The following is a 12,445-nucleotide window of genomic DNA, read 5'->3' as shown; positions in this document are numbered from 1 at the left end:
TCTCTCCCACAAAAAAAAAACCAAACTACCCTCCCTTCCTGGTCCCCCCCCACTCCGCCCCCCCCGCCGTCTGCCTCCCCCTCGCCCCCCCGAAGCGCTGTTCGGACAGCCTTACTTTGCTGGAAATGCGCAGGTCAGACGGTCTACGGTCGGGGCAGACGAATCGAACGGAGGGGAACTGCCGTGAGCGCGACCACCCTGGAGCCCGAGGCCGGGCACCACCCCCGCATACCCGCTGCCGGGCACCACCGGGACGTGAACGGCGGCTGGCTGCGGCCAGCCGTGTTCGGGGCGATGGACGGCCTGGTCTCCAACTTCGCGCTGATGACCGGCGTGGTCGGCGGCGCGGCGTCCAGCGGCACGGTGGTGCTGACCGGGCTCGCCGGGCTGGTGGCCGGCGCCTGCTCGATGGCGGCGGGGGAGTACACCTCGGTGGCCTCGCAGGCCGAGCTGGTGCAGGCCGAGATCGAGGCCGAGCGGCTGGAGCTGAGCCGCAACCCGCACGGCGAGCTGGCCGAGCTGGCGCAGCTGTACATCTCCCGCGGGGTGGAGCCGGACCTCGCCCACGAGGTGGCCCGGCAGCTGTCCGCCAACCCGGACCAGGCCCTGGAGATCCACGCCCGGGAGGAGCTGGGCATCGACCCGAACGACCTGCCGTCACCGTGGGTGGCCGCCGGGTCGTCCTTCGTCTGCTTCGCGGTGGGCGCGCTGCTGCCGCTGCTGCCGTACCTGCTGGGGGCGACCTCGCTGGTGCCGGCGCTGCTGCTGTCGGTGGTGGGGCTGTTCCTGTGCGGCGCGGTGGTGGCCCGGGTGACGGCGCGCAGCTGGTGGTTCAGCGGGCTGCGGCAGCTGGTGCTGGGCGGGGCGGCGGCCGGGGTGACGTACCTGCTGGGGTGGCTGATCGGCGGGCACGTCGGCTAGGTCCTGTGCGGCCGGGGTGTGTGTGACGACCCGGAGGAGTGCATGACTATGCCGGGCAGTGGGTGACGTTCCACACACGGCCGCCGGGCGGCGCCTGGCCTAGTCTCACCATCCGGGCCTCGGGGCCGAGGATTCGCATCCGTGGGTTAGCCCTCGGGATCGATTCACAGGCGTCCTTGATCGTCCCGTGTGGCGATCGGGTTTCGCCCCTGTTTCAGGCGGCCGACCGCCGGGCACAATCGAGGGGACGCGCATTGTGGCGCGTCCTCTCATTCCCCCCTTGACCTGCGGATCAGTCCGCCATGTGGACGAGATATTCCACTTCCCGGGATCTTGGGCATCATGTAACTTGCACGAAATCGCATCAGGGCCAACGTCGTCCCTCCTTGCACCACACAGCCGAAAGACGACGACGGGAGAGCCGATGCTGCCTGCATCCATGCACTCCGCCAACGAGCCCCAGGCCGGCGCAGCCCGCCAGCCGTACGCGCTCGTTCCGGATGCGCGACCTACCGCTCAGGGCCTGTACGACCCGCGAAACGAGCACGACGCCTGCGGCGTCGGTTTCGTCGCCACGCTGACCGGCATCGCCGACCACACCATCGTCGAACAGGCGCTGACCGTCCTGCGCAACCTGGAGCACCGCGGCGCCACCGGCGCCGAGCCGGACTCCGGTGACGGCGCCGGCATCCTCACCCAGATCCCGGACGCCTTCCTGCGCGGCAAGGTCGACTTCGAGCTCCCCGCCGCCGGCTCCTACGCGGTCGGCATCGCCTTCCTGCCCGACGAGGACGCCGCCGACGCGGACGCCGTCGCCCGGATCGAGGCCATCGCGGCCGAGGAGGACGTGACCGTCCTCGGCTGGCGCGACGTCCCCGTCACCCCGGACCTGCTCGGCGCCACCGCCCGCAGCGTCATGCCGCGCTTCCGCCAGCTCTTCCTCGCCAAGGACGGCCTGGCCGGGATCGAGCTCGACCGGACCGCCTTCGTCGTCCGCAAGCGCTCCGAGCGCGAGGTCGGGGTCTACTTCCCGTCGCTGTCCGCGCGCACCATCGTCTACAAGGGCATGCTGACCACCGGCCAGCTGGAGCCCTTCTTCCCCGACCTGTCGGACCGCTCCTACGCCTCCGCCGTCGGCCTGGTGCACTCGCGCTTCTCCACCAACACCTTCCCGAGCTGGCCGCTCGCCCACCCGTACCGGTTCGTCGCCCACAACGGCGAGATCAACACGGTCAAGGGCAACCGCAACTGGATGAGCGCCCGCGAGTCCCAGCTCGCCACCGACCTCATCCCCGCCAACCGCAACGGCCGCGGCCTGGAGCGGATCTTCCCGGTCTGCACCCCGGACCACTCCGACTCCGCCTCCTTCGACGAGGTCCTGGAGCTGCTCCACCTCGGCGGCCGCTCGCTGCCGCACTCGGTGCTGATGATGATCCCGGAGGCGTGGGAGAACCACGCCACCATGGACCCGGCCCGCCGCGCCTTCTACCAGTACCACTCCAACCTGATGGAGCCCTGGGACGGCCCGGCCTGCGTCACCTTCACCGACGGCACCCAGATCGGAGCCGTGCTCGACCGCAACGGCCTGCGCCCGGCCCGCTACTGGATCACCGAGGACGGCCTGGTCGTCCTCTCCTCCGAGGTCGGCGTGCTCGACATCGACCAGGAGAAGGTCGTCAAGAAGGGCCGGCTGCAGCCCGGCCGGATGTTCCTCGTCGACACCGCCGAGGGCCGCATCGTCGGGGACGAGGAGATCAAGTCCTCCCTCGCCGCCGAGCACCCCTACGCGGAGTGGGTCGGCGCCGGGCAGATCCAGCTCGCCAAGCTGCCCGAGCGCGAGCACATCTTCCACACCCACGCCTCGGTCACCCGCCGCCAGCAGACCTTCGGCTACACCGAGGAGGAGCTGCGGGTCATCCTCGCGCCGATGGCCAAGACCGGCGGCGAGGCGCTCGGCTCGATGGGCACCGACTCGCCGATCGCCGCGCTCAGCGAGAAGCCGCGCCTGCTGTTCGACTACTTCGTCCAGCTCTTCGCGCAGGTCACCAACCCGCCGCTGGACGCCATCCGCGAGGAGCTCGTCACCTCGCTGCTCAGCAACCTCGGCCCCGAGGGCAACCTGCTGGCCGCCGAGGCCGCCGCCTGCCGCTCGGTCGGCATCACCTTCCCGGTGATCGACAACGACGAGCTGGCCAAGCTCGTCCACATCAACCACGACGGCGACCAGCCCGGCCTCAAGGCCGTCACGCTCACCGGCCTACCCCCGGGGCCCGCCGGCGCCCCGGGCCGGGCCGCCCGGCTGGCCGAGATCGCCGCCGAGGCCGACGCCGCGATCGCCGACGGCGCCCGGATCGTCGTGCTCTCCGACCGGCACTCCGACGCCGAGCACGCCCCGATCCCCTCGCTGCTGCTCACCTCCGCGATCCACCACCACCTCATCCGCACCAAGCAGCGCACCCAGGTGTCGCTGCTGGTCGAGGCCGGCGACGTCCGCGAGGTGCACCACGTCGCGCTGCTGATCGGCTACGGCGCCGGCGCCGTCAACCCGTACCTGGCCATGGAGTCCGTCGAGGACCTCGTCGCCCAGAAGGTGTTCATCCAGGGCGTCGAGGCCGAGAAGGCCATCAAGAACCTGATCAAGGCGCTCGGCAAGGGCGTGCTCAAGGTCATGTCCAAGATGGGCATCTCGACCGTCGCCTCCTACCGCGGCGCCCAGGTCTTCGAGGCCATCGGCCTCTCCCAGGAGCTGGTCGACGGCTACTTCGCCGGCACCACCACCAAGCTCGGCGGCATCGGCCTGGAGGAGATCGCCAAGGAGACCGCCGCCCGCCACGCCAAGGCCTACCCGGCCTCCGGCATCCCGGCCGCGCACCGCGCGCTGGAGATCGGCGGCGAGTACCAGTGGCGCCGCGAGGGCGAGCCGCACCTGTTCGACCCGGACACCGTCTTCCGGCTCCAGCACTCCACCCGCAACCGCCGGTACGACATCTTCAAGCAGTACACGGACCGGGTGAACGAGCAGTCCACCCGCCTGATGACGCTGCGCGGCCTGTTCCAGCTGGACGCCCTCGGCCGGACCCCGATCCCGGTCGAGGAGGTCGAGCCCGTCTCCGAAATCGTCAAGCGCTTCTCCACCGGCGCCATGTCGTACGGCTCCATCTCCCTGGAGGCGCACGAGACCCTCGCCATCGCGATGAACCGCCTCGGCGGCAAGTCCAACACCGGCGAGGGCGGCGAGGACCCGGACCGCCTGTACGACCCGCAGCGCCGCTCGGCCATCAAGCAGGTCGCCTCCGGCCGCTTCGGCGTCACCTCCGAGTACCTGGTCAACGCCGACGACATCCAGATCAAGATGGCCCAGGGCGCCAAGCCCGGCGAGGGCGGCCAGCTGCCCGGCCACAAGGTCTACCCGTGGGTCGCCAAGACCCGGCACTCCACCCCGGGTGTCGGCCTGATCTCGCCGCCGCCGCACCACGACATCTACTCGATCGAGGACCTGGCGCAGCTCATCCACGACCTCAAGAACGCCAACCCGGCCGCCCGCATCCACGTGAAGCTGGTCTCCGAGGTCGGCGTCGGCACGGTCGCCGCGGGCGTCTCCAAGGCGCACGCCGACGTGGTGCTGGTCTCCGGGCACGACGGCGGCACCGGCGCCTCCCCGCTGACCTCGCTGAAGCACGCGGGCGGCCCCTGGGAGCTCGGCCTCGCCGAGACCCAGCAGACCCTGCTGCTCAACGGCCTGCGCGACCGCATCGTCGTGCAGACCGACGGCCAGCTCAAGACCGGCCGCGACGTCGTCATCGCCGCGCTGCTCGGCGCCGAGGAGTTCGGCTTCGCCACCGCGCCGCTGGTCGTCTCCGGCTGCATCATGATGCGCGTCTGCCACCTGGACACCTGCCCGGTCGGCGTCGCCACCCAGAACCCGGTGCTGCGCGAGCGCTTCTCCGGCAAGCCCGAGTTCGTGGTCAACTTCTTCGAGTTCATCGCCGAGGAGGTCCGGGAGATCCTCGCCGAGCTGGGCTTCCGCACGATCGAGGAGGCCGTCGGCCACGCCGAGCACATCGACGCGGCCGCCGCCATCGACCACTGGAAGGCCGCCGGGCTCGACCTGGCCCCGCTCTTCCACGTCCCGCAGCTGCCCGAGGGCGCGGCCCGCCACCGCACCACCTCCCAGGACCACGCGCTCGACAAGGCCCTGGACAACCAGCTGATCACGCTCGCCGAGGACGCCCTGGAACGCGGCGAGACCGTCCGCATCCAGCTGCCGATCCGCAACGTCAACCGCACCGTCGGCACCATGCTCGGCCACGAGGTGACCAAGCGCTACCGCGGCGAGGGCCTGCCCGAGGGCACCATCGACGTCACCTTCACCGGCTCCGCCGGGCAGTCCTTCGGCGCCTTCGTGCCGCGCGGCGTGACCCTGCGGCTGGAGGGCGACGCCAACGACTACGTCGGCAAGGGCCTCTCCGGCGGCGTCGTGATCGTCCGCCCGGCCCGCGACGCCGCGGCCATCGGCAACGACGCGCAGAACCACGTCATCGCCGGCAACACCATCGGCTACGGCGCCACCTCCGGCCGGATCCACCTGCGCGGCAAGGCCGGCGAGCGCTTCGCCGTCCGCAACTCCGGCGCCACCCTGGTCGTCGAGGGCGTGGGCGACCACGGCCTGGAGTACATGACCGGCGGCCGGGTCGTCATCCTCGGCGAGACCGGGCGCAACCTGGCGGCCGGCATGTCCGGCGGCATCGCCTACGTCCTGGACCTGCGCCCCGCGAACGTCAACGACGGCCTGGTGGGCATCGAGGCCCCCTCCGCCGCCGACCGCGACTGGCTGCGCGAGACCGTGCAGCAGCACTACGAGGAGACCGGCTCCACCGTCGCCGCCGAACTCCTGGCCGACTGGGGCAGCGGGGTCTCCCGCTTCTCCACGATCATGCCGACCGACTACAAGGCAGTGCTCGCCGCCAAGGACGCCGCTGAGCGCGACGGCCTCTCCGAGGCCGAGACCACTCGCAAGATGATGGAGGCGGCTAATGGCTGACCCCAAGGGCTTCCTGACCACGCCCAAGCAGCTGGCCGAGCGGCGCCCCGTCGACGTGCGCCTGCGGGACTGGAACGAGGTCTACGTCGAGCGCAGCCTCCTGCCGATCATCACCGAGCAGGCCGGCCGCTGCATGGACTGCGGCATCCCGTTCTGCCACAACGGCTGCCCGCTCGGGAACCTCATCCCCGAGTGGAACGACCTCGCCTACCGGGACGACTTCGTCGGCGCGATCGAGCGGCTGCACGCGACCAACAACTTCCCGGAGTTCACCGGCCGCCTCTGCCCGGCGCCCTGCGAGTCGGCCTGCGTGCTCGGCATCAACCAGGACGCGGTGACCATCAAGAACGTCGAGGTCACCATCATCGACAAGGCCTGGGACCGCGGCGGCGTCACGCCGCAGGTCCCGGAGCGGCTGTCCGGCAAGACCGTCGCCGTCGTCGGCTCCGGCCCGGCCGGCCTGGCCGTCGCCCAGCAGCTCACCCGGGCCGGGCACACCGTCGTCGTGTACGAGCGCGCCGACCGCGTCGGCGGCCTGCTGCGCTACGGCATCCCCGAGTTCAAGATGGAGAAGCGCCACATCAACCGCCGCGTCGAGCAGATGCGCGCGGAGGGCACCCGCTTCCGCACCGGCGTGCACGTCGGCGAGGACATCACCGGCCAGCAGCTGCGCGAGCGCTTCGACGCCGTCGTCGTCGCCGCCGGCGCCACCACCGCACGCGACCTGGCGGTGCCCGGGCGCGAGCTCAAGGGCGTCCACCAGGCCATGGAGTACCTGCCGCTGGCCAACAAGGTGCAGGAGGGCGACTTCGTCGAGTCGCCGATCAGCGCCAAGGGCAAGCACGTCGTCGTCATCGGCGGCGGCGACACCGGCGCCGACTGCGTCGGCACCGCCCACCGCCAGGGCGCGGCCTCCGTCACCCAGCTGGAGATCATGCCGCGGCCCTCCGAGGAGCGCCCCGGCCACCAGCCCTGGCCGACCATGCCGATGACCTACAAGGTCACCTCCGCGCACGAGGAGGGCGGCGAGCGGATCTACTCCGTGAACACCACCCGCTTCACCGGCGACGAGGACGGCAACGTCCAGGAGCTGCACCTCGTCGAGGTCGAGTTCAAGGACGGCCGCTTCGAGCCCGTCCCCGGCACCGAGCGGGCCGTCCCGGCGCAGCTCGTCACCCTGGCCATGGGCTTCACCGGCACCGACGTCCGCAACGGCCTGGTCGAGCAGCTCGGCGTGGACCTGGACGCGCGCGGTAACATTGGCCGCGACGGCCGGTTCGCCACCAATGTCGATGGCGTCTACGTCTGCGGAGACGCCGGCCGCGGTCAGTCGCTGATCGTCTGGGCCATCGCGGAAGGCCGCTCGGCCGCAGCCGCGGTGGACAAGTACCTCGGCGGCAAGACCCCACTGCCGGCCCCGATCCGTCCCACCGACCGCCCGCTGGTCGTCTGACGGGCCGACCGGCCCCCCGAACCCCCGGTGCCGCATCGCCGGGAGCTCAACCCGCTGCCCCCGCCAGAGTCGCCGGGCCAACGCGGTCTCCTGGCGCCTGCCCTCTTCCCCGACCAGTTGGAGGGCGGGCGCCGTCGCGTTCCCCCGCCTTACCCTGAAGCTGGCGGGCCCGTCAAGGGTCGTGTCAACTCTCAGACATTTCCCAGGACTTGGGTCTACCGTAGGCCCGTTCCGGACGCCGCGCGGGAGGGCCTGACCGGACGGACTGTTGTTCGCCGGTGCCAGGTGGCAGACTGCCGCCGACGGCCGGGGGGCTGCTGCGCGAGTGCGGAGGTTGACGCGATGAGCACGACTCAGACAAGCGGAGGCGCCACGGTACGGCGCCTGCTGCTCGGCACCCAGCTGCGCAAGCTCCGCGAGGCCAGGGGCGTCAGCCGCGAGGAGGCCGGCTACTCGATCCGCGCCTCCGAATCCAAGATCAGCCGGATGGAACTCGGCCGGGTCGGCTTCAAGGAACGCGACGTCGCCGACCTGCTCACCCTCTACGGCGTCGAGGCCGAGCAGGAGCGCGCCACCGTCCTCGGACTCGTCCGGGACGCCAACGCCACCTCCTGGTGGCACGAGTACGGCGACGTGCTGCCCGCCTGGTTCCAGAACTACGTCGGCCTGGAAGAGGCCGTCGCCGAGATCCGCAGCTACGAGGTCCAGTTCGTCCACGGGCTGCTCCAGACCGCCGACTACGCCCGCGCCGTCATCGCCGCCGGCGGCCACGTCACCGACCCCGGCGAGATCGAACGCCGCGTCGAGGTCCGGCTCAAACGCCAGGCCCTGCTCACCGCCGAGAGCGGACCCCGCCTGCTCGCGATCCTCGACGAGGCCGCGCTGCGCCGCCCCTGGGGCGGCCCCGAGCTGATGCGCAACCAGATCGACCGGCTGCTCGAACTCGGCGAACTGCCCAACGTCCGGCTCCGGGTGCTGCCGCTGGGCTGCGCCGGACTGAGCGCCGAGAGCGGCGCCTTCACCGTGCTCGGCTTCGCCGAACCCGAACTCGCCGACGTCGTCTACGTCGAACAGTTCACCACCGCGCTCTACCTCGACAAGCCGGCCGAGGTCGCCGAGTACCGCCACGCCATGGAAGGGCTGCTCGCCGACAGCCTCGACCCCGAACAGACCCGGCAGCTCCTGTACTCCGTACGCCAAGAGCTGTAAGACGTCAGTACGATGATGCCCAATCAGACCGGGCCGTAGCGGCTCGCCCGCCGACGTTCCCCGAACCGGCACGAGAGGGATCAGATGTCGTACTTCTCCGAGTTGGCGCTGCAGTACATCGACGGCGAATGGTGCAGCGGCAGCGGCTCCTGGGACATCGTCGACGTCGACCCCTACACCGGCGACAAGCTCGCCACCATCACCGTCGCCACCATCGCCGAGGTCGACCGGGCCTACCGGGCCGCCGAACGGACCCAGAAGCAGTGGGCCGCCACCACCCCCTACGCCCGCCGGCTCGTCTTCGAACGCGTGCTGCGCCTGATCGAGGAGCGCGAGGAGGAGATCACCCGCGCCATCATGGCCGAGCTCGGCGGCACCGCGCTCAAGGCCGCCTTCGAACTCTCCCTGGTCAAGGACATGCTGCGGGACTGCCTGCGGGTGGCCCTGGGCCTGGAGGGCCGGCTGCTGCCCTCGATCACGGAGGGCCAGGAGAACCGCCTCTACCGGCTGCCGGTCGGCGTCGTCGGCGTGATCAGCCCGTTCAACTTCCCGCTGTACCTCTCGATCAAGGCCGTCGCCCCCGCCCTCGCGCTCGGCAACGGCGTGGTGCTCAAGCCGCACCAGGAGACCCCGATCGTCGGCGGCACCCTGATCGCCCGGCTCTTCGAGGAGGCCGGCCTGCCGGCAGGGCTGTTCAACGTCGTGGTCACCGACATCGCCGAGATCGGCGACGCCTTCATCGAGCACCCCGTGCCCAAGGTCATCGCCTTCACCGGCTCCGACCGGATCGGCCGGCACGTCGCCACCGTCGCCGCCGCCAACTTCAAGCGGACCGTGCTCGAACTCGGCGGCAACAGCGCGCTGATCGTGCTCGACGACGCCGACCTCGACTACGCCGTGGACGCCGCCGTGTTCAGCCGCTTCGCCCACCAGGGCCAGGTCTGCATGGCCGCCAACCGCGTCCTCGTCGACCGCTCCGTCGAGGCCGAGTTCACCGCCAAGTTCGTCGCGAAGATCTCCTCGCTCACCGTCGGCGACCCCAAGGACCCGGCCACCCAGATCGGCCCGCTGATCAACCCCGTCCAGGCCGACACCATCACCGCCCAGGTCGACCAGGCCATCGCCGCCGGCGCCACCGCACTGCTGCGCGGCACCACCGTCGGCAGCCTGATGGAGCCCGTCGTCCTCACCGGCCTGGCCGAGGACGCGCCGATCCTCCAGCGCGAACTCTTCGGCCCGGTCGTGCTCGTGGTGCCCTTCGACGGCGAGGACGAGGCCGTCCGGCTCGCCAACGACAGCCCCTTCGGGCTCAGCGGCGCGGTGCACACCGGTGACGTCGAGCGCGGCGTCCGGGTCGCGCACCGGATCGAGACCGGCATGATCCACGTCAACGGCGGGACCATCGCCGACGAACCGGCGGTGCCGTTCGGCGGGGAGAAGAACTCCGGCATCGGGCGGCTCAACGGGGAGTCCACGGTGGACGCGTTCACCACCGTGAAGTGGATCTCCGTCCAGTACGGGCGCACGGCCTTCCCGTTCTGAGCGTGACTGTTCTGGCGGTGCTGCTTTCGGTGGTGCTGCTTTTGACGGTGCTGCGTTCGGCGGTGCCGCCCTTGACGGTGCCGCTTCGGACAGCGCGAGACCCCCGGCGGATGGATGCCGCCGGGGGCCCGAGAGCGGCCCTGGGTCAGCTCACGCCGGCCGGCGCGCCGGAGGTGGAGAAGTTGGTGGTGCCGCTGATCAGCGAGCCGATGAGCGCGCGGGCCAGCACCGGCTTGGTGGCGGAGAGCTGGTGCAGCAGCTCGTAGTCCTGGATGCCGGCGAGCAGGGCCTCGCTGCGGACGCTGTCGTAGACGCCGTCACGGAGCGACCGAGTAGACCCGATGTGGCCACGGCGTGACGGGCCCGGAAACGGCGTGACGGGCCCGGAGATGACGAAGGCCCGGACACGACGAAGGAGCCCCGGCCGCGGTTGCGGCACGGGGCTCCTCGGTTCAGCGGAAGAGGGCCGGGCGGGCTAGAACACCGGCTGGCCGGCGCGCACCAGGCGCCAGGAGTCGGTGAAGAAGTCGGCCGGGTCGATGACGCCCTTGGCCTTCACCCAGGCGATCATCGTGTTGCGGATCTCGTCCGAGTTCGACCAGACCAGCTTGGCCTGCGCCACGTGCGGGAAGTTGCCGCCGCCGTTGGCACGGTAGTTGTTGACCGCCAGGACGAACTGCGCGGCCGGGTCGATCGGCTTGCCCTGGAACGACAGGTTGACGATCCGCTGACCCTTCGGCTGCGCGATGTCGATGTCGTAGCTCAGCCCGTACAGCGAGTCGTAGTTGTAGTCCGGCGTGGTCTCCGCACCGGTCAGCGCGTCCTTGTCGACCGGCGCGCCCGGGGCCAGCTGGTTGTAGTACTTGGCCGAGAACTCCAGGTAGTCCTTCAGCTGCGCACCCGTCAGGACGCGCGCCTCCAGGGTGTTCTCGTAGATGTACAGACCCGCCGCGTCGCGCAACTTCACCTGGCCCGCCGGGATCAGCGCCGTCCGGTTGAACGGCGCCGCCTGCGCCAGCACCGGCAGGTTGGCGTACTGCCCGCCCGCCAGCGCCGCCTTCACCGCGTCCGCCTGCACCCGGCCGATCAGGTCGATGATCGGAGTCGCCCGGAACCGCGCCTCGGCGATCGACAGATCCGTCTTGCAGGTGCCGATCTGCTGGTTGACGTACGCCACGACCTTCTTGTGCTGCTCGGTCAGCGCGTCCACGATCTCCGGGTTCTCCGGCACGGTGTTGGAGTTCAGCACCCGCGAGGACACCGAGAGGACCTTCCACGCGCCGTCGGCGAACTCGACGTCGAAGTCGAAGCAGCTCAGGCGCTGGCCCCAGCACAGCGGCTCGGAGAGCACCACGGTCTTACCGGTCTTCTTGTTGACGATCAGCCGCTGCGCCACCTCCTTGTGGGTGTGGCCCACCAGCACCGCGTCGATGCCCGGAACGGTCTCGGCCATCTCACCGGAGGCGTCCTCGGGCCAGGGCAGCTGGTCGCCGTAGGTGGTCGGCTCGTCGATGCCGGAGTGGGCGGAGACGACGATGACGTCCGCGCCCGCGGCCTTCATCCGGGGCACGTACTTGGCGGCCGTCTCGACGATGCCCGGGAAGACCATCTTGCCGGTGACGTTGGCCTTGTCCCAGATCGCGATGCCCGGGTTGGTGAGGCCGAGGATGCCGACCTTCAGCGGGGTGTCCTCGTCCAGCCACACCTCCTTGATCACGTACGGCTTGAAGGCCGGCTTCTCGTTCTTCGCGTGCAGCGCGTTGGCGCCCAGCAGCGGGAACTCCAGCTGGTCCTCGAAGGCCTTCAGGGTGGGGATGCCGTAGTTGAACTCGTGGTTGCCGAGCGCGGCGGCGTCGTAGCCCATGAGGTTCATGGCGACGGCCATCGGGTGGTCGGGCACGTTGTCGCCGTCGGTGGCGATCGGCTCGATCCGGGCGTAGTAGTAGGTCAGCTGGGTGCCCTGGATGATGTCGCCGGAGTCGATCAGCAGGCAGCGGTCCCAGCCCTTCTCCTCGCGGACCTGGTTGGCCAGGGTGGAGATCTTGGCGAGGCCGACGTCGTTGTGCGCCTTGTCGGCGTACACGGCGTCGGTGAAGTAGTCCCAGTTGAGCACCCGGCCGTGCAGGTCGGTGGTGCCCATGACGGTGAAGGCCTGCTTGCGGCCCTTGCGCTTGCCCTTGGCGGGGGGGCGGGCCGGCCCGGCGGCCCCCCCCGCGGGGGGGGCGGGGGCGCCCGCCACGCCCGCGCCGCGGGGGGCGCCCGCGCGGGGGGGGGGGCGC

Annotated in this window: 7 protein-coding genes; 5 read left to right on the top strand and 2 right to left on the bottom strand. The window is 70.8% G+C overall.

The genetic code is table 11. The features are described from left to right. Positions 1–198: 198 nt before the first annotated feature. The 5 genes from ACFV6I_RS30945 to ACFV6I_RS30925 all read left to right on the top strand — a co-directional run bounded on the left by ACFV6I_RS30945 (position 199) and on the right by ACFV6I_RS30925 (position 10,166). Positions 199–921, top strand: a complete 723-nt coding sequence (locus tag ACFV6I_RS30945; protein ID WP_380380538.1) for a VIT1/CCC1 transporter family protein — start codon at positions 199–201, stop codon at positions 919–921. Positions 922–1,360: 439 nt separating this feature from the next. Beyond that, positions 1,361–5,962, top strand: a complete 4,602-nt coding sequence (gene gltB, locus ACFV6I_RS30940) for a glutamate synthase large subunit (RefSeq protein WP_380428854.1) — start codon at positions 1,361–1,363, stop codon at positions 5,960–5,962. Further along, the gene (locus tag ACFV6I_RS30935; RefSeq protein WP_380334110.1) at positions 5,955–7,415 is read left to right on the top strand and encodes a glutamate synthase subunit beta; all 1,461 of its coding nucleotides are present in this window, start codon (positions 5,955–5,957) and stop codon (positions 7,413–7,415) included. The genes gltB and ACFV6I_RS30935 overlap by 8 nt, the downstream gene beginning before the upstream one ends. Before the next feature lie 342 nt (positions 7,416–7,757). After that, the gene (locus tag ACFV6I_RS30930; RefSeq protein WP_363368552.1) at positions 7,758–8,624 is read left to right on the top strand and encodes a helix-turn-helix transcriptional regulator; all 867 of its coding nucleotides are present in this window, start codon (positions 7,758–7,760) and stop codon (positions 8,622–8,624) included. A gap of 84 nt (positions 8,625–8,708) precedes the next feature. Further along, positions 8,709–10,166 carry an aldehyde dehydrogenase family protein gene (locus tag ACFV6I_RS30925; RefSeq protein ID WP_380428850.1) on the top strand — a complete coding sequence of 486 codons (1,458 nt, stop codon included), beginning with the start codon at positions 8,709–8,711 and terminating at the stop codon, positions 10,164–10,166. A gap of 145 nt (positions 10,167–10,311) precedes the next feature. Here ACFV6I_RS30925 and ACFV6I_RS30920 read toward each other — a convergent pair whose 3' ends face one another. Together ACFV6I_RS30920 and ACFV6I_RS30915 are read right to left on the bottom strand one after the other, a co-directional pair. Beyond that, on the bottom strand, positions 10,312–10,605 hold the full coding sequence (locus tag ACFV6I_RS30920) for a hypothetical protein (RefSeq protein WP_380428848.1): 294 nt from the start codon (positions 10,603–10,605) through the stop codon (positions 10,312–10,314). 36 nt (positions 10,606–10,641) lie between these two features. Beyond that, positions 10,642–12,405 (bottom strand): bifunctional metallophosphatase/5'-nucleotidase, encoded by a 1,764-nt coding sequence (locus ACFV6I_RS30915; protein ID WP_380428852.1) that lies wholly within the window; start codon positions 12,403–12,405, stop codon positions 10,642–10,644. Positions 12,406–12,445 lie beyond the last annotated feature (40 nt).

This window comes from Kitasatospora sp. NPDC059803 (assembly GCF_042732255.1).
Lineage (GTDB): Bacteria > Actinomycetota > Actinomycetes > Streptomycetales > Streptomycetaceae > Kitasatospora.
The sequence above is the reverse complement of the archived record's forward strand: the minus strand, read 5'-3'. Positions and strand labels throughout refer to the sequence as shown.